The 25172-nt window shown below is 33.5% G+C and carries 26 protein-coding genes; 12 read left to right on the plus strand and 14 right to left on the minus strand.

The genetic code is table 11. The features are described from left to right. Positions 1-90: 90 nt before the first annotated feature. The 8 genes from ACRHNM_RS06225 to mnmE form a co-directional block, all read right to left on the minus strand. Positions 91-1848, minus strand: coding sequence for a DUF3987 domain-containing protein (locus tag ACRHNM_RS06225; protein WP_431134766.1), 1758 nt, complete (start codon positions 1846-1848; stop codon positions 91-93). Further along, positions 1845-2753 (minus strand): BT4734/BF3469 family protein, encoded by a 909-nt coding sequence (locus ACRHNM_RS06230; protein ID WP_431134768.1) that lies wholly within the window; start codon positions 2751-2753, stop codon positions 1845-1847. The genes ACRHNM_RS06225 and ACRHNM_RS06230 overlap by 4 nt, the downstream gene beginning before the upstream one ends. Next, positions 2740-3036, minus strand: coding sequence for a helix-turn-helix domain-containing protein (locus tag ACRHNM_RS06235; RefSeq protein WP_431134770.1), 297 nt, complete (start codon positions 3034-3036; stop codon positions 2740-2742). The genes ACRHNM_RS06230 and ACRHNM_RS06235 overlap by 14 nt, the downstream gene beginning before the upstream one ends. Beyond that, the gene (locus tag ACRHNM_RS06240; protein WP_431134772.1) at positions 3033-3332 is read right to left on the minus strand and encodes a helix-turn-helix domain-containing protein; all 300 of its coding nucleotides are present in this window, start codon (positions 3330-3332) and stop codon (positions 3033-3035) included. Before ACRHNM_RS06240 ends, ACRHNM_RS06235 begins: the two co-directional genes overlap by 4 nt. A gap of 157 nt (positions 3333-3489) precedes the next feature. Then, positions 3490-4437, minus strand: coding sequence for a DUF6617 family protein (locus ACRHNM_RS06245; RefSeq protein WP_431134774.1), 948 nt, complete (start codon positions 4435-4437; stop codon positions 3490-3492). Then, on the minus strand, positions 4437-5531 hold the full coding sequence (locus ACRHNM_RS06250) for a phage integrase SAM-like domain-containing protein (RefSeq protein WP_431134776.1): 1095 nt from the start codon (positions 5529-5531) through the stop codon (positions 4437-4439). Before ACRHNM_RS06250 ends, ACRHNM_RS06245 begins: the two co-directional genes overlap by 1 nt. A gap of 6 nt (positions 5532-5537) precedes the next feature. Next, a complete protein-coding gene (locus ACRHNM_RS06255; protein WP_431134777.1) occupies positions 5538-5903 on the minus strand; it encodes a helix-turn-helix domain-containing protein in 366 nt (121 codons plus the stop codon). Between the two features lie 217 nt (positions 5904-6120). Beyond that, on the minus strand, positions 6121-7512 hold the full coding sequence (gene mnmE, locus ACRHNM_RS06260) for a tRNA uridine-5-carboxymethylaminomethyl(34) synthesis GTPase MnmE (protein WP_431134951.1): 1392 nt from the start codon (positions 7510-7512) through the stop codon (positions 6121-6123). A 121-nt stretch (positions 7513-7633) separates the two neighbouring features. Here mnmE and ACRHNM_RS06265 point away from each other — a divergent pair, with 121 nt between their 5' ends. Continuing rightward, complete coding sequence (locus tag ACRHNM_RS06265) at positions 7634-8800, plus strand: redoxin domain-containing protein (RefSeq protein ID WP_431134779.1); 1167 nt, start codon at positions 7634-7636, stop codon at positions 8798-8800. Then, positions 8800-9969: a redoxin domain-containing protein gene (locus ACRHNM_RS06270; protein WP_431134781.1), complete on the plus strand. Its 1170-nt coding sequence runs from the start codon at positions 8800-8802 to the stop codon at positions 9967-9969. Before ACRHNM_RS06265 ends, ACRHNM_RS06270 begins: the two co-directional genes overlap by 1 nt. Positions 9970-9981: 12 nt before the next feature. Here the strand turns inward: ACRHNM_RS06270 and ACRHNM_RS06275 are convergent, their stop codons facing one another. Next, positions 9982-10632, minus strand: a complete 651-nt coding sequence (locus tag ACRHNM_RS06275) for a rhomboid family intramembrane serine protease (RefSeq protein ID WP_431134783.1) — start codon at positions 10630-10632, stop codon at positions 9982-9984. 54 nt (positions 10633-10686) lie between these two features. Here ACRHNM_RS06275 and ACRHNM_RS06280 point away from each other — a divergent pair, with 54 nt between their 5' ends. Continuing rightward, positions 10687-11577: a lysophospholipid acyltransferase family protein gene (locus tag ACRHNM_RS06280; protein WP_431134785.1), complete on the plus strand. Its 891-nt coding sequence runs from the start codon at positions 10687-10689 to the stop codon at positions 11575-11577. A 3-nt stretch (positions 11578-11580) separates the two neighbouring features. Here ACRHNM_RS06280 and ACRHNM_RS06285 read toward each other — a convergent pair whose 3' ends face one another. Continuing rightward, positions 11581-13086, minus strand: a complete 1506-nt coding sequence (locus ACRHNM_RS06285) for an aminotransferase class V-fold PLP-dependent enzyme (protein ID WP_431134787.1) — start codon at positions 13084-13086, stop codon at positions 11581-11583. A 31-nt stretch (positions 13087-13117) separates the two neighbouring features. Then, positions 13118-14506 (minus strand): phosphoglucosamine mutase, encoded by a 1389-nt coding sequence (gene glmM / locus ACRHNM_RS06290; RefSeq protein WP_431134789.1) that lies wholly within the window; start codon positions 14504-14506, stop codon positions 13118-13120. A 74-nt stretch (positions 14507-14580) separates the two neighbouring features. Between glmM and ACRHNM_RS06295 the strand changes: the two genes are divergently transcribed. From ACRHNM_RS06295 to ACRHNM_RS06330, 8 genes are all read left to right on the plus strand, one after another. After that, positions 14581-15183 (plus strand): ACP phosphodiesterase, encoded by a 603-nt coding sequence (locus ACRHNM_RS06295; RefSeq protein ID WP_431134791.1) that lies wholly within the window; start codon positions 14581-14583, stop codon positions 15181-15183. Beyond that, entirely contained in the window at positions 15180-16883 is a 1704-nt protein-coding gene (ggt, locus tag ACRHNM_RS06300; protein ID WP_431134793.1) for a gamma-glutamyltransferase, read from the plus strand. Before ACRHNM_RS06295 ends, ggt begins: the two co-directional genes overlap by 4 nt. A 176-nt stretch (positions 16884-17059) precedes the next feature. Then, positions 17060-18040 (plus strand): DUF6624 domain-containing protein, encoded by a 981-nt coding sequence (locus ACRHNM_RS06305; protein ID WP_431134795.1) that lies wholly within the window; start codon positions 17060-17062, stop codon positions 18038-18040. A 52-nt stretch (positions 18041-18092) separates the two neighbouring features. Continuing rightward, complete coding sequence (locus ACRHNM_RS06310) at positions 18093-18650, plus strand: GNAT family N-acetyltransferase (protein WP_431134797.1); 558 nt, start codon at positions 18093-18095, stop codon at positions 18648-18650. A 102-nt stretch (positions 18651-18752) separates the two neighbouring features. Then, positions 18753-19496 (plus strand): class I SAM-dependent methyltransferase, encoded by a 744-nt coding sequence (locus tag ACRHNM_RS06315; RefSeq protein ID WP_431134799.1) that lies wholly within the window; start codon positions 18753-18755, stop codon positions 19494-19496. Positions 19497-19582: 86 nt separating this feature from the next. Next, positions 19583-20491 (plus strand): ATP-grasp domain-containing protein, encoded by a 909-nt coding sequence (locus ACRHNM_RS06320; RefSeq protein ID WP_431134801.1) that lies wholly within the window; start codon positions 19583-19585, stop codon positions 20489-20491. Next, positions 20481-21203, plus strand: coding sequence for a hypothetical protein (locus ACRHNM_RS06325; RefSeq protein ID WP_431134803.1), 723 nt, complete (start codon positions 20481-20483; stop codon positions 21201-21203). Before ACRHNM_RS06320 ends, ACRHNM_RS06325 begins: the two co-directional genes overlap by 11 nt. Positions 21204-21381: 178 nt before the next feature. Next, positions 21382-22092, plus strand: coding sequence for a flavodoxin family protein (locus ACRHNM_RS06330; protein ID WP_431134805.1), 711 nt, complete (start codon positions 21382-21384; stop codon positions 22090-22092). A gap of 29 nt (positions 22093-22121) precedes the next feature. Here the strand turns inward: ACRHNM_RS06330 and ACRHNM_RS06335 are convergent, their stop codons facing one another. The 3 genes from ACRHNM_RS06335 to ACRHNM_RS06345 form a co-directional block, all read right to left on the minus strand. After that, the gene (locus ACRHNM_RS06335; RefSeq protein WP_431134807.1) at positions 22122-22640 is read right to left on the minus strand and encodes a hypothetical protein; all 519 of its coding nucleotides are present in this window, start codon (positions 22638-22640) and stop codon (positions 22122-22124) included. A gap of 200 nt (positions 22641-22840) precedes the next feature. After that, complete coding sequence (locus ACRHNM_RS06340; protein WP_431134809.1) at positions 22841-24073, minus strand: glycosyltransferase; 1233 nt, start codon at positions 24071-24073, stop codon at positions 22841-22843. 17 nt (positions 24074-24090) lie between these two features. Then, positions 24091-24564, minus strand: a complete 474-nt coding sequence (locus ACRHNM_RS06345) for a heme-binding domain-containing protein (protein WP_431134810.1) — start codon at positions 24562-24564, stop codon at positions 24091-24093. Here ACRHNM_RS06345 and ACRHNM_RS06350 point away from each other — a divergent pair. Next, complete coding sequence (locus tag ACRHNM_RS06350) at positions 24554-25168, plus strand: adenylosuccinate lyase (RefSeq protein ID WP_431134812.1); 615 nt, start codon at positions 24554-24556, stop codon at positions 25166-25168. The genes ACRHNM_RS06345 and ACRHNM_RS06350 overlap by 11 nt on opposite strands. Positions 25169-25172 lie beyond the last annotated feature (4 nt).

The following is a 25172-nucleotide window of genomic DNA, read 5'->3' on the forward strand; positions in this document are numbered from 1 at the left end:
TATACTAATAACAACTCCTAATGTATTTCGTTGTAAAATTGTCTCTCGGTTTTCAAACTTTCCTTCCAGTATATGAATATCCCCAGCCTCCTATTCTCTATTTTTTGTAACATTTGAATAATTATTATGATTGTCTCTATGTATAAGTCCAGATTCGATGAATTTTGCTATATATCCTTCTGCCGTTTTGTGTGGAATTTTATGACTATCTGCACAATCCAAATAGTCTTGCCTGCTGAATTGCTTGGGTAAGCTTTCTAAAAACCGTTCCTTTCTGTTTAAACGTTTTACCGCTTTCTGCTCAATAGGCAAATCATTAAAGACTTTACTGCTATGTTTTACTAAAATAGAAATGATAGTTAGAGCACTATCAAAATCTATATCTTCACATTCTTTAACTTGATTCACATCACCATCTTCCATAATACGGAATGCTGTAAATAGTATCATTATTCTAAAAGCAATTAAGCCTAAACGCCTTATAGTTGCAATATACTCTTCGGGTTGCAGGTTGATGTATTTGGTTTGCAAGGATTCGAAAAATGTATTGAATTGCTGTTGCTGATGGATTGTTAGTCTTACTTCGATTTCTGGATTATTCTTTAATGTTTTATATAAGCCCAAGAACTCATTTCCTAATTGTGAGAAATAGTCATCTAACCCAACATTGTTATTGTTTGAAAATACGTTTTTCCAAGTGGGCTTTATATTCATATAGTAGAACATAAAGCGACTAAACAATCCATTTTCGGCATTAGGAATTAGAGTTGCCACTTGCTTGGGTGTGCCGGACAATACTGTTGATAAACACGGTTTTTCAATATCTACATACTCTCTGTCGGTTCTACGATAGTAACTTATTGTTTCGTGATGGAAAGCTTTACGAAAACCATCGCTATAATTACCGTAATCGCTTTTAAAGGCTTGAGCTAACGTGTCGCCTTCAGTTTCAAAAATCAAACCTTTACCTTCATTGTCTGAAATTAATTGATAGACTCCAGTTACACTATTATTTGCAGGAATAAACAGCATTCTTTCTGGTGGTTTGCTTGGTTTTTCTAAATTTTCATCTTTACCCTTATTCATATTGTAAGCTGCATTTTCTGTATTGAATTGTTGTTTTAATACTTTGGCTTGCTCACGTTTTAATTTATGCACAGGATCTACCAAATTTTTAATTTGGTTAAGTCTGCCTTTACCTGCAGATGCAGGTGCGGTAACAAATAAATATAAATTACTAAAAACCTTACGTTGGTCGTAAATACCAAAGAGTTTAGGAAAACAAGCACTAAAAGCCGTTAAAGCTCCCAATAACAAAATATCCTTTTCCTCTTGACTACTCGCAGGATTTACAACTTGTTGTAAAAACTGCGGTAAGGTATTAAATACCTCATCAGGTATTGTTGGCATTGCTTGCTCTGATGGATCAACAACAGTTGCAACATTTGTTGCAACCTCGTTGTTGTTTTGTTGTTTAGTCGGTTTTATACCTGACTGATGTGCGTAATGATAAAAGGTAGCAATGCTAATGCCGTGACCTTTTGCATTTAGGCATTTATTGAATTGTTCGTCACATTCTTTTGAATCATAACCTACATAGTTTTTGCTTATTATACGGAAGTAGTCTCTTCCTGTTTCTCCATATTCTTCAGCTAAAGCAAATCCTAAATCTCTCCAAGTGGCATAATTGCCTGTAATGTCTATACCTGATTGCTCAATTGCAGAAATGTAGGTTTCAATGTCGTTATCAGCAACAGCAATAACTTTTGTTGTTGCGTTGTTGCTTGTTGGTTGCGGTTGTTCTTCTGGAACTTCCAACCATTCTTTTGGATTAAATATTTTTGTCATAATGCTTGGTGTCTTTTATGTAAAAAGGCTTTTGGGTCGTATGGTAAGAAACACGCTCTGGAAACGTCTTTACCTGATTGGTCAACCTCTATGTTATAAGTATGCTTAATATAATTGGCTACTGCCGTGAAATACTCTGAATGCGTTACCTCTGAAATATCTATTCTGATAATCCATTTTAGGCCATCGCCAGATGGTGATGTGAATAGCATTTCGGTTTCAAAGTACTCATCGTTTAGCAATTGCTTTTTTAACTCTTGAAGATTTTCCAAATGGTCGAAATCAATAGTTAATAGATTGGAATGCTCTAACAAATTGTTATCGTTTCGCTTTTCAAACGTTCCTGAAAAGGTGACGTAATCAAAGTGATTCGCTTTGAATCTACGTGCTTCTTTTACATCGGTTATTGCTCTTAAATCTTCAGTAAACCTTTTGTATTTATCACTTGTGATTAATGCAAATACCTGATGTAATCGCAAAGTTTCCGAAGGAAACACATTGCGAACTGGCGCTTTGTAGAAGCTACAGTTTGCATACCAGGTATCATCTGGATCATTAAGCCATTCTAAATCATCTTTTTCTTTTACTTCTAAATTTAGATGCAGCTCTTGGTTAATCTTGAGTAACAATTCTTCTTCATCGGTTATTCTAAAATGGTATTGTGCAAAATCGAATACATCACCGTTAAAGGTCTTTAGTTCTGTGTCCCGATGTGTTGCTATTACACCATCAATATGTATCCGTAAGGTTTCTTTACCACCATTAAAAGGGTTTCGGGTTATCCCGCAGTCCCTTCCCTTTAAGGAAAGGACTGTTGTTTCAGGATAATACTGTCTTAACACATAGGCATAAATCTTTAAGCCATAATGTGTTTTGTCTAATATTGCTTCTCTACTTATTTCCATGACACTTGAAATTATGGTTGTAGTAGTTATCTTGAAGCAACTGCTCGATATCGGAAACCTTGTAATAAAACTTGCCTTTTATTCTACTGTATGGCAGTGTTCCGTTCGCTCGTAATGTTTGCAGTGTTCGCTTGCTTATATGAAGCATTTGCAATACATCTTGATTGTCTAACCACGAATCTTTTAGGCGTTCAACTCTCGATTGCCTTAACACTTCGATACGTGTTTTAATGTCCTTTATTTCTTGTGAGAGTGCCAAGAGTAGATCGATTATTTCAGTCATAACCTTACCGCTCCTTTCTTAATTAGGTAATCGGCAGCTTGCTGTTCGATTTCATCTTGTGAATCAACACGGTTACTCAATAACCATTGTTCTAATTCTGCTCTGTTGAAATAAATCTTCTTACCATTCGGTTTGTAATGTGGAATGGTTCCCGTACTTGTAAGCTTGTATAAATGGGATTGTGATAATTCCAAAAATTTACAGGCTTCGTTAAAGCTTAATACGTTTTTTACAATAATGTTTCTGTCTAAAACATGTTTCTCAATAATTTTGAGACGTTCTAATATTTCGTCCATGACTAATAAAATTTAAAAAAAGTAATGGACATCTGGCCAAATGTCATTCTTGGTTTTCAAGAACAGGACAAAGGTTTGAAAAGAGTGGTTTTTAAAGTGTGAGAGTTTTAGATGAGTGTGAGAATACAATGAGATTTCTAAATAATCTCATTGTTTTTTATTGTATTTGTTTGAATATATTATCTATGATTTCCTTTTTTGAAGGTGCTTTGCCTTTGGTATATAAGTTATGTGCTGTTAAAGGTTTTCCAGACTTCGTGTAAAACAAGCCAGTTGATTCAATTAAAGTTGGGGTTAAATTTTTAAAATAAGGCTGTAATTGTTTAACAACATATTTAAATTCTGTAGTCTTACAGTCTAAATATATTTCTTTCTTTAAATCACTAAAATCTTTCGATAATAAAAGGCTTTGTAAGTCTTTAACGTCTGTTTTTACATCGAGAAGATCAATACTTAATTGAAGTTTATTTAATATTTTAAATAACCAATCGGGATCTTGTCTTGTATATCCAAATGTAGTTTTAGGCTTGCTTTGTGTTTTTACTACTTTTTTAATGCTAGTATTTTTAGACTCTTCAACATTGACGATAGTAGTATTATCAAATTCATCTTCGTTGAAATATTTCTCGGCAAGTTCTGAAATAGTAAATAATGGCCTGTTAGAAAATTGACCGTATTGTTCTTGTAATTCGGCATACAATCGGATTGCTGAAATTTTTAAATAATTAATGATATAATTGTCATCGTTACTTAAATCTGTTCCAATATTACGCGTACTGATGTATGCTGATATATCATTCAGGTATTTATCGAATTTGTTATTTAAAATTGTGTAACTGTATTGATTTTCGGCAATTGTCGCATTGTCTGGAAAGTCTGCCATAAATGAAGCTATAATGTTTTCAGTCTCATTAAAAATGCATTTTTGGTAATACTCTTTTTTACTATTCAATGGTCTTTTAAAGTTTACTTTAAAAACCGCATTATCAGCCTTTGTTGCTCCTTTTAAATTTGATAACAGAAGTTGAAACTCTTTTTCTGATCTTTTCTCTCGGTGTAAGCCTTTAGTTATAGAAACTAAACTTGAAAACATGCTTTCTTTCATTATAAATCTAATTGAATACGGTTAGCAGCTTCTTTCTTTTTGTCGTCAATTACTTTGGCATAAATCTGCGTGGTACGTAATTCTTTATGTCCTAACAACTTTGAAACTGTATAAATATCAGTCCCTAAAGTTAGTTGTAAAGTTGCATAAGTATGACGTGCGCAATGAAAGGTAATGGTTTTTGAAATACCTGCATTCATCATCCATTGTTGTAATTTAAGATTTGACCAGGCACTATAATGTAATCCTTGAAATACTTTTTCATCCGGTTTTCTCTCTTCTCCTAAAAACTCTCTTGCTTGATCTGAAATTGGTAATGTTTCAGCTCCTTTAGTTTTCTTTTGACGAAATCTGATATAGAATCCCATTTCTTTAGAATGTTGAATTTCTGACCATAATAATTTTTCAATATCAGACCACCTTAATCCGGTTAAAGATGAAAAAATAAAAGCTTTCTTTAAAATTGGTAATTCACAATCTGTATTAACTGTCTTTTGTAATTCATCAAGTGTTAAAAATTCTCGTTGAGGTTCACCTTGTTTAAAATATGCTACTCCATTAGCTGGATTTACCTTTAGTATGCCATCTTTAACAGCTTGTTTTAATGCTGCTGAAAATTTACCGAAATATGAATATTTAGAGTTTTGTGATAGTTTTTTACCTGCTCTGGCCATTGCATCTTTTTCTAAATACTCTTTAAATCGTTCTACAAATGATTTATCTACGTCTTGAAAGCTAACATCGGTAGGGCAAAATATTTTTAAATGCTTCAACATACTATTCCAATTACCATAGTTACCAGAGCTTGTGTTTTTCTTTTCGGCTAAAGCAGTTATATAGGTAATAAAACTTCCTTTTAATTTCTCTATATCTTGAAATCCATAAACACCATTTTGAAGTTCAATTTGGCGTTGCGCACAAATAGTTTCAGCAAGTTGTTTTGTCTTCTTGTTGACGTCTCTTTCAGTTTTGGTTTTTGGGTTTATCGAGAGATACAACCTTAAATATTCGGTTTTACGTTTCCCTTTATGATAGTAATCTAAATACAAACTAATTTTATCATTCTTCTTGCGTTGTCTTAATGTTACTTTCATAATGAATTAATTAAAAAGGTTTTCTATTTGAGATCTAGCTATTATTCTTTTTCTTCCAAAAGAAACAGCTTTTAAACGTCCTTGCTGAATCATTCTTTGAATGGTCCATCTACTTACACCAATTAGTTTAGAGGCATCAGTAACACTTAAAAAGTCTTTGTTATTTATAGTATTATGATAAGTGAGAGTAGGTTCACTTTTTTGTTCCTGCATATCAATAGTTAGTGTGGATTGTATTTTCTCTTGACGCTTTCTTACCTTATAAGCTTTACCTGCACAAACAGATGTACAGTATTTAGTAACTGTGGTTCGCGCTGTAAAGGCATTACCACAATGCTTACACGTTTTTGGAATGAATAAATTACTGCTCATAAATGGTGCTTTATGTAGCGTTATGGTGCAACGTGGGGCAATATGGTGCATCATTTCGCCAATCTTTTTGCCAACAGATTTGGGCAACAAATCCGTAATTTAGGCAACAGATATGAAACAAATTTACTTAAAAAAATACAAATAGACAACAATAAAAAGAAATAAAAATAATATAACTTAAAGAAAAACAGCTAGTTATGCATAAAAAGAAATTAGGTTACTTCCCGATACAAAAATTTGCAAAAATATTGCCCAGCAAATCATCATTGGTAATCTCTCCCGTAATCTCACCAAAATGATATAATGCCTGACGAATATCGATTGCCAATAAATCACCAGACAGACCAGATGCTAATCCGTATTTCACTTTTTGTATTTCCTCAAAGGCTTTCAGTAGAGCATCATAATGACGAGAGTTAGTCACAATGGTCTCATTGTTTCGTAATGAACCTGTATTAATAAGATTCAATAGGCTATCTGTTAATTGTTCAACACCAAAACCTGTTTTTGCAGATAATAATTTAATATCTGGAATCTCAGACTGTATTTTTGAAATTAAAATATCATCAACTTTATCTATTTTATTCGCAATCACAAGAAGTGGTTTTTGAGGATATTTATTTTTGATTTTCTCAAGTTCAACCTTTAAAATCGAACTTTGATTTTTAAAATCAACAGCATCAAATAAGTAAATAACAACTTGAGCCTGCTCTATTTTTTCAAATGTCTTTTTAATTCCGATACTCTCTACAACATCTTCAGTCTCTCTAATTCCTGCAGTATCAATAAATCGGAAACCTATTCCTCCAATGGAAATTTCATCTTCAATAGTATCTCTGGTCGTTCCAGCAATTTCAGAAACAATAGCACGTTCTTCATTTAATATGGCATTGAGCAAAGTCGATTTTCCAACATTGGGTTCTCCAACTATCGCTACAGGAATTCCTTTTTTTATCACATTTCCGACAGCAAACGAATCTATTAACCGCTTTAATACAAAAGTAATTCTATCAACCAAATCTTTAAACTGAGAACGATCTGCAAACTCTACATCTTCTTCAGCAAAATCCAATTCAAGTTCAATTAACGATGCGAAATTTAAGAGTTCTTCTCTAAGTTTAGCAATTTCCGAAGAAAAACCACCACGCATTTGTTGCATCGCTATTTGATGTGACGCTTCATTATCACTTGCAATCAAATCTGCTACTGCTTCAGCTTGTGATAAGTCTAATTTACCGTTTAAAAATGCACGTAAAGTAAACTCTCCTGCATTAGCCATACGACAACCTTCTTTAAGAAATAATTGAATAATTTCTTGTTGAATATAATTAGACCCATGACAAGAAATTTCTACTACGTCTTCGCCTGTATAAGAATTAGGGTTTTTAAATACTGACACTAAAACTTCATCAATAACACGTTTCTTGTCTACAATATGTCCTAAATGTATGGTATGAGTTTGCTGATTGGCTAGCGATTTACGATTTACAACCGACTTAAAATGGGTATCAACCTTTAAAATAGCGTCATGTCCTGAAAGTCGTATTACTGCAATAGCTCCACTTCCAGCAGCTGTAGCCAAAGCAACAATTGTATCTTGATGTGTCATCATAAATGCATTTTTTACAAAAGTATTGCAATTTTAACTTTATAATGCATTTTATAAAAGTTCTTTAAGTTTTTATTATCAAAGGACTTGTTATATTTGTAATAGTAAAAAATATAAAATCATGAAACATATTATTTCTATTCTGGCGCTGTGCTTACTTGTTATATCTTGTAAAACTGAAGAAAAGCAAACTGTTAAAAGAGATGGGTATTATATTTCAGGTACTGCACCTGGTATACACAATGGCATTAGGGCTTATTTGGAAACTTCAGACAGTCGAGGTAGAAAAATGGCTATGGATACAGCAATCGTCATGAACGAAACATTCGTTTTTGAAGGTAAAATTGACAATCCTGAAATGATTAACTTAAAAATAAATAGTGTTAATGGTACGTTACCCTTAATTATTGAAAATGGAGAAATGACTATTAACATTAATAAAGATAAAATGTCTGCTTCTGAAGTAACAGGTACAACAGCTAATGCTGCGTTAAACGATTACAATGAAAAGGTTAACGAATTAAACACAAAACGCTTTGAACTTATAAGACAAATACGAGCTAGCCAACAAAATAATGATGGTAATACAAATATTGAAGATTTACAAGCTAAAATAAATGAGATCTCAACTCAGATAGAAAACTTACCTTATGAATTCATCAGCAAAAATGACGACAATGTATTTTCTATTATCCAACTCCAAAAGTTAGCTAAATCAAAAAATGCTGACTTCTCCAGAATTGAAGCTGCTTTAAATAGTTTAAGTGAAGATTTAAAAAATTCTACACCTGCAAACGGCCTTAAAATGGAAATACAAAATAAAAAGGCTGAGGCTGCTGCTGTTTCTGCTACTGAAATAGGGCAAGTTGCACCTTCGTTTACTGCTCCAACACCAGATGGTAAACAATTAGCTTTAAATGATGTAAAAGGAAAATTAACGCTTATCGACTTTTGGGCGTCCTGGTGTAAACCATGCAGAATGGAAAACCCAAATGTTGTAAAAGTATATCAAAAATACCATGATAAAGGACTAGAGATAATTAGTGTTTCTCTCGATGGAAGCAGAACTCAAAAAGACCCAAAAGGAGCTTGGATAAAAGCAATTGAAGACGACAAACTTACGTGGAGCCATGTATCAAACTTAAATTATTTTAACGACCCAGTGGCTAAGGCTTATAACATTCGATCAATACCTGCAACATTTTTGTTAGATGAAAACGGAAAAATTATTGCAAAAAACCTAAGAGGTGATGCTCTTGAAAAGAAAGTATCCGAATATCTTAAATAATGAGGCAACTACTTTATTACATCCTTTTTGTGGGTTTGATGGTATCGTCATGCCAAGATGATACTAAATCAGAATCCATTAAGGTCAAAAATGATGGTTATACTATTTCTGGATCAGCTCCTGGACTTTTTAATGGTTTAAGGGCTTATTTAAAATCGACCGATGAGAAAGGATTTTTAAAAAATCAAGATACTGCTATCATCATGAATGAAACTTTTAGGTTTGATGGTAAAGTTGATACTCCTGAAGCTTGGTATCTTGAAATTAATAGTTTAGATGGTTCTTTTCCTTTTGTAATTGATAATTCAAACTTAAGCATTGAGATTAATAAGGAGAATATTAAACACTCAAAAATTGAAGGTAATTCTGTCAATAACAGTATAGCAAATTTTAATTCACAACTAAAAAAGCTAAATGATTCGCTTGATGCAACAGGTGAACGCTACAGAAAAATGATTATCGCTAAAGAGAGTGTCATTGGTATGTCTGAACAGATTAGCAATTTAAAGGATACGATTCTAAAATTTCCTCATAAGTTTATTAAAAATCATACAGATAACCCTTACAGCTTAGTGTTGTTAAACACGATGATCAGAAGAAATGCTTCAGACAAAGGGATGATTGTAGCTTCGTATGATGCCCTTAATGAATACCTCAAAAACGCAAATCTAGGCAAACGCATTGCCAAAAGTATTCCTGAAATTAGAAAGCAATACGACATCATTGCTGCTACACATATAGGCAAAGCAGCACCTGATTTTTCTGCACCAAATCCAGACGGTAAAATAATTGCCTTATCAGACATTAAAGGAAAAGCTACTCTCATTTATTTCTGGTCCTCATGGTATGAAGCATCAAGAAGAGAGAATACAAGATTGATAGAGTTGTATGAAAAATACCATGATGAAGGCTTTGAGATTATAGGTGTTTCGTTAGATGGCAACAAGAAACAGACTCAACCAAAATCTGACTGGATAAAAGCAATCAAAGAAGATCGTCTTACCTGGAATCAGGTTTCAAACCTTAACTACTTTAATGATACCATTTCTAAAACATATAGCGTAAAAACATTACCAGCATCATTCCTGTTAGATAAAGAAGGGACTATTGTCGCTAAAAATCTTATTGGAAATTCTTTAGATGCAAAACTGGAAGAATTATTAAAGTAGAATTAATCTCGTTTATATTTTACCCATTTTATGCATCACAAATAAAATAACGATAGGAATAATAAGCAGACCTATCATTACCAAATCGGTTTTAAAAAGTGAAGGCACTAAAATTAAAGTCACAACCAAACCTCCTATGGCACCACCAAAATGGGCATCATGCCCAATATTACCTATTCTGTTTTTCATACCATAAATTGAATATAATAAATAACCAATCCCGAAAATATAAGCAGGAATTGGTATAGGAATAAAAAACAAATACAAACTCATACTTGGATCTAATAGTATAGCTGCATATAAAATACCAGTGACTGCACCACTCGCTCCAATAGCACTGTATTGATATTCATTTTGATGAAAATATAAGGATAGTAAGCTCCCTAAAAGTAAGCTTATGATATAAATTACTACAAAGTTAAATTCGCCAACGGATACAATGACACCATCAGCAAAAAAATACAATGTCAGCATATTCATAAATAAATGAGGAGGATCTGCATGTAAAAAGCCTGAGCTAAACATCCTAAATTGCTCACCTTGTCTCACGCGACCTACATTAAATTTATAGCGCTCAAAAAAACTGTAATCATTAAACCCTTTATAAGATATTAACACGTTAGCTGCAATTATTACAATGGCTACTAAACTTAAATTATCCATAGACTAAACATTAAATTATACATATATTTGCTCCTGCAAATCTAAGATTAATAAATGCAATTTCTAGTTTACATTTTAGTTTATCCCTTTTTATGGTTCGTTTCTCATCTACCATTTAAGCTTTTATATGCAGTTTCTGACGCGCTCTATTTTATTTTATATTATGTGGTTGGATATAGAAAAAAAGTAGTGAAAGAAAATCTTAGGCTAGTCTTTCCTGATAAGTCTGAGCAAGACATCAATACCATTACAAAAAAATTCTTTCATCATCTAAGTGATATGGTTGTTGAATCGATTAAATCATTAAGCATTTCTGAAGCTGAAATGAAAAAGCGATTTACATTTACCAATATTGAAGAAATTCACAAAATTGAAAATACTAATAAAAGTATAGTTCTCATGTGTGCACACTATGGCAGTTGGGAATGGATTTTCATCTTACAAACACATGTAAAATCTAAAGGCTATGCCATTTACAAGCGTCTAGAAAATAAATACTTTGATAGATTAATAAAAAAAATCAGAGCTAAATACAATAGTTATTTAATTACTACCAAAGAAACCATTCCTATTCTAGTTGAAGCCAAACGTAAAGGTGAGTTAACTATTAACGGATTTATATCTGATCAATCACCAAAACGTCACAAAGCGTTTCATTGGAACGAATTCATGAACATTAAAGTTCCTGTTCATACAGGTGCAGAAATGCTGGCCAAAAAATTAGACATGGCTGTTGTTTTTTTTAGAGTTAAAAAGTTAAAACGTGGATATTACGAAACGACTTTTGAAACAATCACCACATCTCCTAATGACTATAAAGATTATGAGATTACAGACCTGTTTTTAAAATTAGTAGAACAACAAATCTATGATGCTCCTGAATACTATTTATGGACACACAAAAGATGGAAACATCGAGATAGCGTTCCTCCTGAATTTCAGTAAACCTTAAAAATCAAACCACATTTTCACTGTAGCGTCCTGAGAGATATCATCTTTTACAGCGTGATGCACAAATTCATTATTTGCAACTATATACTCGTAATCTTTAGCCCATTCTTTATGGTTTTTGGCTAACGATTTAATACTTTCACAAACAAAATTTATTTCTTTGTTGGTAGTGGTTGGATGAATAGACATTCGAATCCAACCTGGTTTTCTAACTAAATCACCTATTGAAATTTCATTAGTTAACTCATGACTTGTTTTTTGGTCAACATGTAACAGGAAATGTCCATAAGTTCCTGCACAACTACAACCTCCTCTTGTTTGAATTCCGAAGCGATCATTTAATAACTTCACACCCAGATTATAATGTAAATCATCAATATAAAACGATATCACTCCCAAACGATTCTGATGCTGTCCAGCTAAAATATTGATGTTTTCTACATCAGAAAGCGCTTCAAAAATAAAATCAGTTAGCTCATGTTCACGTTTCAGAATATTATCAACTCCCATAGCTTCTTTAAGCTTAATCGCTAAAGCCGTTTTTATGGTTTGAAGAAAGCCTGGTGTACCACCATCTTCACGATCTTCAATATTATCAATATACTTATGCTCTCCCCAAGGATTGGTCCAGCTTACTGTTCCTCCACCAGGACAATCAGGAATCATATTGCGATACAAGGTCTTATTAAAAATCAGCACACCAGACGTTCCTGGACCTCCGAGAAATTTATGAGGTGAAAAGAAAATCGCATCTAAAGCCTGATTTTCATTTTCAGGATGCATATCAATGTCTACATAAGGTGCAGAACAAGCAAAATCCACAAAGCAAACACCTCCATACTGATGCATCAATTTAGCAACCTCATGATGTGGCGTTTGAATACCAGTGACATTAGAACCTCCTACTATGGAGGCTATCTTGAGTGTTCGATCTTGATACTGCTCAAGAAGTACTTCTAAGTTTTTTAAACAAAATAATCCTTCATCATCTGGAGGAATGACTTCTACCTTGGCAATGGTTTCTAACCAAGATGTCTGATTAGAATGGTGTTCCATATGAGTTATAAAAACTACTGGTCGAATCTCATCAGGAATTTCGGTAAACTTTTTAAGATTTTCAGGAACTTTGAGTCCTAGAATACGCTGAAACTTATTGATTACACCTGTCATTCCATTTCCTGAAACAATCAATACATCATCAGCATTACTATTAACGTGTTTCTTGATGATATGCTTTGCTTCGTGATACGCTTTTGTCATTGCTGTACCAGAGACTGTAGTTTCGGTATGTGTATTGGCTACAAATGGTCCAAACTCATTACAAAGCTTTTCTTCAATTGGCCGATACAAACGACCTGAAGCTGTCCAATCTGTATAAATGATTTTTTTCTTCCCAAAAGGCGACTCAAACTCTTGATCTACACCAATGATGTGCTGTCTGAACTTTTGGAAATACTGTTCAAGTTTAGACGTTGTTTGGGATTTAGTTTCAGTAGACATCATAATTGCTTTATTCCTCTTTCTTTTAAAGATACTAAATATTTGCGATTCCTTTAATTTCAGAAATAATTCTGTCAGCAAGTGTATCTGCTTCACTTTGCGAAGGCGCTTCCGTATAAATACGAATAATAGGTTCTGTATTACTTTTTCTCAAGTGTACCCATGAATCATCAAAATCTATTTTAACACCATCAATCGTTGTTAAATTTTCGTGTGAATAGTTATTTTTCATCGTGTTTAAAATACCATCAACATCTAAACCTGGTGTCAACTGAATTTTCTTCTTGCTCATAAAATAATTAGGATATGACGCTCTTAAGTCGCTCACATTCATTTTCTTTTCAGCTAAAAGACTTAAAAATAAAGCTACACCAACCAAGGCATCACGACCATAATGCAGTTCAGGATAAATAATGCCTCCATTACCTTCACCACCAATAACCGCGTTATTTTTCTTCATAAGAGCAACCACATTTACTTCACCTACAGCACTAGCTTCATAAGTTCCACCATGTTTTTCGGTAACATCTCTTAACGCTCTTGTAGAACTCATATTACTTACTGTATTTCCTTTGGTTTTGCTCAACACATAATCTGCACAAGCCACCAAAGTATATTCTTCACCAAACATCTCTCCTTTTTCATCCATAAATGCCAGACGATCTACATCTGGATCAACGACAACTCCAAAATCGGCATGCTCTTTTACAACCGCTTCTGACAAGTCGGTTAAGTGCTCTTTAAGTGGTTCTGGATTGTGTGGAAAATGTCCGTTAGGCTCGCAAAACAATTTTACAGGATGCACACCTAAACGCTCTAACAGCAAAGGAATGGCGATACCTCCTGTTGAATTCACTCCATCAACTACCACTTTAAATTTAGCTTTTTTAATCGCTTCTACATTTACCAAATCCATATCTAATACTTCATCAATATGCAAATCGATATAAGCATCATTGATGGTTATTTTTCCTAAACTGTCCACATCAGCGAATGTCATACTTGTGCCTTCTGCAATTTCTAAAATTTTAGCACCTTCTTTACCATCTAAAAACTCTCCTTCAGCATTTAACAATTTTAAGGCGTTCCACTGTTTCGGATTATGACTGGCTGTTAAAATAATTCCGCCATCAGCATGTTCCATAGGTACAGCAACTTCAACCGTTGGTGTTGTTGATAGCCCTAAGTCAACCACATGAATTCCTAAACCAACTAAAGTGTTCATAACTAAATTCTGAATCATTTCACCAGAAATCCTAGCATCGCGACCAACGACAACTCTATATTGATCTTTATTGCGTTGCTGCTTGATCCATGTTCCATAAGCAGAAGCAAATTTTACAGCATCAATAGGTGTTAAGTTCTCTCCAACTCCACCTCCAATGGTACCTCTAATTCCTGAAATTGATTTTATAAGTGTCATATCTTGTTAATAGTTTCAGCAAATATACTATTTCAAAACCGTAAATCTTAACTCACAATTCGTAAATTACACCTATGAATTTTCTAGCCCATATTTACCTTTCGGGAGATAACGATATGATTACTATTGGTAATTTTATTGCAGATGCTGTTAGAGGTAACAAATACAAATTACTATCTCCAGAATTTCAGGTTGGTATTAAACTGCATCGTCATATAGATACATTTACAGATACGCATCCTGTTGTAAGACAAAGCACCAAACGTTTACACAAAAATTATAGTCATTATAGCGGAGTTATTGTCGATATTTTATACGATCACTTTTTAGCAAAAAACTGGAAAAACTATTCTGATATTCCCTTAGAAACCTATGTTGATGATTTTTATGAATGTTTACAGGCACATTTCGATATCTTACCAGAACGTTTTCAAAAATTAATGCCTTATATGATAGCCGATAATTGGCTGTTAAGTTATGCTGAAGTTGAAGGCATTCAACGTGTATTGAATGGCATGAATAAACGCACCAAAAACAAATCTGGAATGAACTTAGCCACCAATGAACTGAAAAAGTACTACTCTGAATTTGAAAATGAATTTACCCTCTTTTTTAAAGATCTTATAATCACTTCAAATACCAAACGCATAGAACTTATTAAAGCTTATAATTTATGAGAAAACTCATTCTTTTATTCCTTTTATCTCTATGTTGTACAGCGTGCAAAAAAGAAAAACCAAACATACTTTCCGTCATACAAAAACGAGGCGTTATTGCAGACAGTGCTATGGTTGTAACAGCTAGGAAAGAAGCCTCTAACATAGGAATTGATATTTTAAAAAAAGGTGGAAATGCTTTTGATGCAATGTTTGCCACAGAAATGGCACTAGCCGTTGTTTATCCGTATGCTGGAAATTTAGGAGGAGGTGGATTTATGGTGTATCGACTTGCAGACGGACAAACGGGAGCCTTAGATTACAGAGAAAAAGCACCTTTAGCGGCACATGAAACCATGTATTTAGATAAAAATGGAAATGTGATAGACAATATGAGTCGTGTTGGTGTACATTCGGTTGGAGTTCCAGGAACTATTGCTGGTATTTTTACTGCGCATGAAAAATTTGGAACGCTTCCTGTAAAAGACTTAATGCAGCCTGTTATTGAACTTGCTCAAAATGGTTTTGCAGTCACCGAAAAGCAACATATAAAATTAGACCATTACGATAGCATAATGAGAGTTGTGAATGGAAAAGACATTCTGTTTACTAAGAATATAAAAGCTAAAGACACTATTAAGAATTTACAACTTGCTGAAACGCTAAAACGCATTGCTTTAAATGGAAAAGATGAGTTTTACAGAGGAGAAACAGCAAAACAACTTATGGCGTTTTTAAATAAAAAAGAAACCATTATGACGCTTGAAGACCTAGAGCAATATGAAGCTAAATGGCGAGAGCCTGTAACGTTTCAGTATAAAGATTTTAAGATCATTTCTATGTCACCTCCTTCTAGTGGTGGTGTATGCTTGGCTCAAATTATGAAGATGATGGAGCCTTTCGATCTAAAGTCTTATGGGCATAATTCCTTAAAAAGTATTCAGGTAATGGTTGAAGCTGAGCGACGTGCCTATGCAGACCGAAGTTATTTTTTAGGCGATCCCGATTTTATGGATATTCCAATCAAAGCATTATTGAGTGATACGTATTTAAACAAGCGTATGGAAGATTTTTCATTTGAACAGCCAACACCTTCCAATGCGATTTCTCATGGCGAAATATTAGGCTATGAAAGTGAAGAAACCACACATTACTCTATTGTAGACACGTTTGGAAATGCAGTTTCTGTAACGACCACTTTAAACAGTGGTTATGGTTCTAAATTGTATGTCGATCAACTCGGTTTCTTTTTAAATAACGAAATGGACGATTTCAGTAGCAAACCTGGTGTACCAAATATTTACGGATTAATTGGTGGAAAAGCTAATAGTATTGCACCTGAAAAACGAATGCTAAGTGCTATGACACCAACTATCGTTGAAAAAAATGGTGACCTTTTTATGGTGTTGGGAACACCTGGAGGCTCTACAATAATCACATCTGTATTACAAACCATTTTAAATGTGGTAGAGTTTGATATGACCATGCAAGAAGCTGTTGATGCGCCTCGACTGCATCACCAATGGTTGCCTGATCACATCCGAATGGAAGTCGATTTGTTTTCTGAAGAACTCAAACAACAACTTGAAGCCAAAGGTTACGATATTAATGAAGCCTCTGCGCCTATTACTGCCAGAGTTGAAGCCATTCTGGTTTTAAATAATGGTAAACTTGAAGGAGGAGCCGATTATAGAGGTGATGACACTGCAGTTGGATTTTAAACACAAATCGACATATTTGATTGACATACAGGTTGTTGTCGATAATCAAGAATAACTATAAATCCAATAAAATGTGCTAAAACATTTTTGTAATGTTTAATTCTGTTTTTATTACCTTAGTTTCACAATCACAACTTAGGCATTCATAAATCGCCAGCAAAAGCTTGAATAACACTATGAAAAAACTATTTTTTACAACAGTACTGGGATTACTAATATCTAATTTTTCTATGAGTCAGAATATGGATAGCTATAACGCTTTCGTACAAAAAGCAGACTCCCTATATCGTACCAAAGATTTTATAAAATCAGCAGATGCATATCAAATTGCGTTTGATTCTAATGAGGGCAAAGCGTATCCTAATGACAGATACAATGCAGCTTGTTCATTCGCTTTAGCGGGAAACTCTGACAAAGCATTGTATCATTTACTTTATTTAGCTGAACACCCAAGAATAAAATACCAAAACTACAATCATATAACGACCGATTCCGATTTAAACACACTTCATAATAGCGAACAATGGAACAAAGTAATAACCTTAGTTAAGGCTAACAAAGATGAAGCAGAAAAGTACTATGACAAGCCTCTTATGGCAATACTGGATACAATATACCAAGAAGATCAATCCTACAGAAGACAAATTAAAGATATTGAAGACAAATATGGTCGTGAATCTGATGAAATGCATAAACACTGGGAACTCATCAACCAGAAAGATTCTATCAACCTCATTAAAATACAAAAAATTCTGGACGAAAAAGGCTGGTTAGGTCCTCATATCATTGGAAATCAAGGAAACTCAACCTTATTCCTTGTCATTCAACATTCGCCATTAGACGTTCAGGAAAAGTATTTACCTATGATGCGTGAAGCCGTTAAAAAAGGAAATGCTAATTCTGGTAGTTTAGCACTTCTGGAAGACAGAGTTGCTCTGAGAAAAGGTGAAAAACAAATCTATGGAAGCCAAATTGGAAGAGATCCTGAAACTGGAGCATTTTATGTTTCACCATTGATTGATCCTGAAAATGTGGATAAAAGACGTGCTGAAGTCGGACTTCCTCCAATTGCAGATTACGTAAGCAACTGGAATATGACTTGGGATGTTAATAAGCATATCGAAAGAACTGAAAAGCAAGAAAAGTCGAAAAATTAAAATGCCCTAAATACATAATCGCTTATAATTCTATAGAATAATTGATATTACATTGAAAACAGACTACATCTTTACCTCTGAAAGACTCGGATTTCGGAATTGGACCAAAAACGATGTCATTGAATTTGCTGAAATAAATGCAGATGTAAAGGTGATGGAACATTTTCCGAAGCCTTTAACAATAGAAGAAACATCAGATTTCATTGAGCGACTCCAGAAACATTATACTGAAAATGGCTATAATTATTTCGCTACCGAAGTTTTAGAAACTAGCGAATTTATTGGTTTTATAGGATTAGCTTATCAAGAGTATCAAACAGAATTCACACCAGCAACAGACATTGGCTGGCGACTAAAAACAAGTGCTTGGGGAAAAGGATATGCAACCGAAGGTGCAAAAAAATGCTTAGAATTTGCTTTTAATAAACTCGGTTTAAATAAAATTATTTCTGTATTTACTGAGAAAAACACCAAATCTGAAAACGTTATGAAAAAGATTGGTATGGAAAAAATTGGAACCTTCAACCATCCTAAATTAAAGGCATATCCAGAATATGAAAAATGTATTTGTTACCAGATAAGCAAGAGTAAGTGGGAAGATATTTCATAATTCATTATAGGTTTAATACACACAAGTTGATTAACTTTCACTAATTTAGTGCTCGTTGCAATTATTGCTCATTATCATTTAACCTTTAGAACTCCAAAAAACATGCAAGAGTTAATCACTAAAATCATAGCAAAAAGTCAGAATAGATTTACCTTTTGCATCGACTTAATTAATGAATTAAAGCTTGAAAACATTGCAGAATTAGGAGTTTATAAAGGAGACTTTGCCAAAAAGATATTAGAGAATAGCCCTTTGATAAAAAACTACACTATGATTGACCCTTGGAGAAATTTATCGGGTTGGAACAAGCCTGCAAATAAGGATAATGATACTTTCAATGAGTTTTACAAGGAAACATTATTAAAGACTGATTTTGCTAAAGAAAAAAGACACATTCTCAGAGGAAAAACAACTGAAGTCATTGACCAAATCGATGATGATACTTATGATTTTGTATATATAGATGGAGATCATACACTCAAAGGAATAACCATTGATTTAATAAATTTATGGCCTAAAGTAAAGAAAAACGGTTTTGTATTAGGCGATGATTTTTCGGCTTCAATATGGCAGCATAGTCAAGATTTCGAACCAACCATGGTTTTTCCTTTTGCAGTATATTTTGCTGAAGCTGTTAATACCAAAATTTACAGTCTTCCCTACGACCAATTTCTAATAACTAAAGGTCAGACAGGATTTGAATTTATTGATATGACTAGAGAAAAAAAATATGCAAATTCAGAATTGAGAACACAATTGCTTAAAAAGTCCAAATCGGGCTTCAAAAGTTTAATAAAAAATAAGATCCCTTTTGCTTCCAAAATATATACTGTACTAAAAAAATAAGTCTGAAACATACCATCAATATAAAAAAACATAATCATTAACATTTCATCATTTTTTCTAATCTGCTTACCAAACTAAAAAATTAAATGCTAACATACGATTGCGTCATACTAACAGATCAAAGATATCTCAACGATTCAAAAACTGATGCCTACAAACACAATGTCTATGTTGAAGACCGCTTGGTATATCATGCCTTGGAAGAACTCGGACTCAAAACGTTACGACTCGCTTGGGATGATATGTTTTTTGACTGGTCCTCTACAACTTCGGTTTTGTTTAGAACTACTTGGGATTATTTTGATCGCTTTGAAGAGTTTTCAAAATGGTTAGAAACTGTTTCAAAACAAACAACTTTATTAAATTCTGAAGCTATTATTCGTTGGAATATTGATAAACACTATCTTTTAGATCTTCAAAGAAAAGGTATTCACATTGCAGAAAGTCATTTTATAGAACAAGGTGCTAAGGTAACCTTAGCTCAACTTCACGATATTTTAAATTGGAAAGATACCGTTTTAAAACCATGTATTTCTGGAGCTGCAAGACATACCTATAAATTAAATCCTGAAAATTTAAAAGCATACGAATCCACATTTCAAAAACTAATTGCTGCTGAAGCCATGATGTTACAGCCATTTCAACATCATATTGTTAGTAAAGGTGAAGTTTCTATGATGGTATTTAATGGTCAGTTTTCGCATGCGATTCTTAAAAAAGCGAAAGCAGGTGACTTTAGAGTACAAGATGATTTTGGTGGAAGCGTTCATAATTACACTCCAACCCTTGAAGAAATTGAGTTTGCTGAAGCGTCTGTAAAAGCATGTGACGAACTACCTATTTATGCCAGAGTTGATATTTTTGAAGATAATGACGGCCAGATTGCACTTTCAGAATTAGAGCTTATTGAACCCGAATTATGGTTTAGACATCATCCTGAAGCCGCTAAACTATTGGCTAAATCTATTAAAAATAAATTAACGCATGACCATTAAACGCATTTTAAAAATTATTGGTGGACTTATAATTTTCTTTACCTTACCTACTCTTTTATTTTTCGGATTTATGTATTTCAAATACAACGAAGAGTTACCAACCGGAATCCAAGGAAAAGATGCAGATATACTGGCAACAAGAATGCTTAATGTTTTGAATTATGATGCGTATAAAGCCACAGATTACATTGAATTCACGTTTAAAAAACGTCACCATTTTAAATGGAATAAAACTCAAAACACATGTGAAGTCTATTGGAAAAACATTAAGGTAAACCTAGATTTAATCAATCATGACAACTCTAAAGTGTTTATTAATGAAGTAGAATACAACCAGAAAGATGCACATGATTTCATTCATAAAGCAGAAAGCTATTTTAATAATGATACCTTTTGGTTGGTTGCGCCTTATAAAGTATTTGACAAAGGTGTAGAACGTAAGCTGGTAAAAACCAAAGATCATAAAGATGCTCTTTTGGTCACTTATACCTCTGGAGGCACAACACCTGGTGATTCCTATTTATGGCATTTTGATAACAACGGGAAACCAAAAAGTTTTCAAATGTGGGTCGATATTTTGCCTATTAATGGTTTAGAAGCGTCTTGGACAGACTGGACAACCACCAAAACCGAAGCACAATTACCTACATTTCACAAGCTATTATTTCTGGGTTTAGAAATTGAAGACATTACAACAAGTCGTCAGATTTAGACAAGTAATTATGCAATAACTTATTTGGGTTAAACTAAAAAATAAAGATGGAGCACTCAATATTACTCCAAAAAAATAAAGTTTTAACATTATGGCTTTAAAACTCTTAAGGCTATGTTATAAACATTGCTAACTTCATCTAGTTTTAGTATTATGTGATATAATAAATACAGAAAACATGAGAACTCCAGACTTTTCAAAACTTAAAGCCATATTCGTTAATTGTACATTAAAACAATCTCCCAGACAAAGTCATACTGAAGGATTAATGAATGTATCACAGAACATTATGAAAAAAGAAGGTGTTACTGTTGAACACATCAGATGTGTTGATCATGACATTGCATATGGTGTATATCCTGACATGACTAAACATGGAGCAAACACAGATGAATGGCCAGAACTATTTGAAAAAATTTTTGATGCCGACATCCTAATTATTGGGACTCCTATATGGTTAGGCGAAAAATCTTCTGTAGCTCAAAAATTAATTGAACGCCTTTACAGTATGAGTGGTAAAACTAACAACAAAGGTCAGTACCTGTTTTATGGCAAAGTTGGAGGCTGCGTGATAACAGGTAATGAAGATGGTATTAAACATTGTGCCATGGGAATGTTATATGCATTGCAACATATTGGATATTCTATTCCGCCACAAGCCGATTGCGGTTGGATTGGTGAAGTTGGTCCAGGACCTAGTTATTTAGATGAAGAAGCACATGCAAAAGACAATGACTTCACCAATAGAAATACCACATTTATGACTTATAATGTAATGCATTTAGCATATTTATTAAAAGAAAATAATGGATATTCTGCTTATGGAAATTCCAGAGACCGTTGGGATGATGGGAACCGTTGGAATTTTGAAAATCCAGAATACCGCTAAAAAACAAATCTATTGGTGAAAATATTACATTATAACTTAGTGTAAACTAACACTACATCCTCTTCTGGATAGGAGTAATCCATACCATCATACATTTCAATCTCAAACAAGTTTTCTATAGATACAGTCAGTATATTTCCTGAAATGACACCTACAAAATCAGTCGTTCCGTTTTCAACAGTTATCGTGTTTCCATTACGTGTCCAGGTCGTTTCCTGATTTAAACCATCTAAACATTGGTACACATGTTCATACTCAGTAGGACTGGTAATTTCAATCGAAATATACGTTAAGGCTGTTACCACATTTACAGTACCATCAGTTCGAAAATTGATAAAATCGTCATTATAGCATGGCGTTTCTTCAAAAAGATTTCTACTGGCAATACCATCATTGTTAAAATCGAAAGAACTTTCTACGCTCAAAGCTGATAAAACCCAGACACCTTCTACACTGACATCGTTATCATTAATATTGTCGTCATCAGAAGAACAAGTAAATAAACTAACTACAATAAGGGCTAAGGCTAATTTAAAAATAATTTTCATGGTTGAATGGATTGTTGGTTACGCTAAACCATCGCATACATTTTAAAATGTCATCAATTAATTCTCATCTTCTATAATATAATAATCGGTTCTTGATACTGAATACGTTTCAGGATAATATTAAAATAAATTATATAGAATATTTAATGACAGGTGGATCATATTGTCATATCATAAAAAAACAATGGTTCAATTGTTTTTTACTTATTTTTCTCTTCTATCCATTTGCTCATAAACTTGGTGCTTTGCATATGATGATGCTGAAGCATTTGTCCGATAAAATTTTCTTGTCGGTGTGTTTTGAGAATTGTCAACAAATCTTTAATGAGTTGAAGAAAATCTGTTTGAAAATCTGAATGTTGAAAACGTGTATTGATTATGTCAAACCCATTACTTTGAAATTCTTTCCAAATAGACGAATGTGTATACAGAGTAACTGCTGAATTTGCAAATTCATGGACATCGTCAGTTATGGAACCACTAGCTTCCATATTTCCAAACATCCCTTCCGCAGCTATCGAACTCATTACAGAAGGTGTTCCATTCTGCATGGCATCAATTAGTTTTCCTTTTAAACCTGCTCCAAATTGTAAAGGCGCTAAACAAACTCTAGCTTTTTGTATCACTTCGGCAACATCTTCAACATAACCTTTAACCAAAAAACCTTGCGTTTCATTGTGCAACTGACTGATTTTTTGTGAAACATAAGCACCAAAAATATGTAATTCAGCTTGAGGTAATTGTTTACGGATTAAAGGCCAAATAGTATGCTTTAAATATAAAATAGATTGATCATTTGGTGGATGCAAAAAATTACCAATAGTTACAAAATGTTTGCGTTCATTAAAATCAGGTAGGTTAGAAATGGTTGAGTCTGCAACTGGTTTTAAAAGAAATGGCAAATAATAAAGAAGTGACACTTCAACTTTAAAAACCTGAGTGAGAAGTTCATATTCTGCTTCAGAAATAATTAAACTTAAATCACATCTATAGATACTTGCAATTTCACGTTTAGCAATCTCATTAAATAAATATGAATTATCGAAAGGCAGTTGCTCTTTAAACGCTTGCTGTCTTCCCTTTCGCAAACAATGCAGGTCTTCAGTATCAAGAATACGTAACGCATCCGGACAATGTTGTGCAACTCTCCAGCCGTATTGTTCTTCTGTCATAAAACGATCAAACAATACAACATCTGGTTGAAGTGTAATTATAAAATCGTCAAAACTAGACTGATTTAATACGATCGTAACTTGTTCAATTCCTAAAGAACCTAAATCGAAAGCATGGTCTGTTTTTGTACAAGCACTTGCAAAAGTAATGCTGTAATCGTCAGATTTAAAACAGGAAATAAGCTGCATCATTCTACTTCCTGCAGCAGAACTATTAGGCTCTGGCCAAACAAAACCAATAATAAGGAGTCTTTTTTGCACAGAATTACTTGCTAAAACTAATCGTTAGGAAGTTGATTAGCATACGTTGCTCTAACATCTTTTGCCCAATCTATAACAGTTTTAATCTGAGCATCGGTTAGATTAGCTTCAGAATGCGTCCATGTATAAGAATTCAGAGGCATTTCTTTTGCTTCTACCATTTCTATTAATTCATCAAGCTTATGGTCTTTCTTTTTTATGCTGTATTCATTCCATTTAGACACATCAAAATGTCCTTTTCCATGTTTAACATGATCGGCTAACCAGTAATTTACAGGCGTTATATTATTATACCAAGGATATCGTGTAACGTCACTATGACAATCAAAACATGATTCCTGTAAAATCTCCTTCACTTCAGGAGATGGTTTCGTTTCAGTTAAAAATGCATCAATAGATGCGTAATCGCCTTCATTCTTATCTGGTCTGAAAAATTGTGCTACAATAAACACAATAAGTAATGCTAAAAGTATCTTTTTTATGAGTTTCATTTTGATTATTTTTGTAGTGCTTAAAATTACAAAAAAAGGTTTGACAACAGAACAACTTTACAACGAATTAAATTACGTCAACCATTCGCGAGAAAAGCGCCTTTACTATGCCAATTTAGTAATCTCGCAACCAGAACTCATTCCTGAATTACTGAACATATTATTTAAAGTAGACGATAAAGTTTCTTGTCGTGCTGCTTGGGTATTTGAATTTATGTGTGGTGAAAAATTAGAAGCTATTATTCCTTATTTAGATAGGTTTACGGAAGACATTCACAAAGTTCATCTGGATTCGGCTGTCAGACCTGTAGCCAAAGTATGCGAATATTTAGTCAAAGCTTTCTATTCGAAAACCGACAATGCTATTCAAACTGCTCTGAATTCAAATCATAAAGAGAAAATTGTTGAAGCTTGTTTTGACTGGATGATAAATGATGAAAAAATTGCGCCTAAAGCTTATGCGATGAACACCTTGTTTTTATTAGGCAATGAGATTGGCTGGATTCATCCAGAGCTAAAAATGATATTAGAACGAGATTACCAAATGCAAAGCTCAGGTTTTAAAGCTAGAGCCAGACATATTTTAAAAAAAATAAACTCTTAAGCCT

Origin of the sequence: Psychroserpens mesophilus (assembly GCF_050617655.1) — a bacterium.
In the GTDB taxonomy this organism is placed as follows: domain Bacteria; phylum Bacteroidota; class Bacteroidia; order Flavobacteriales; family Flavobacteriaceae; genus Psychroserpens; species Psychroserpens mesophilus_A.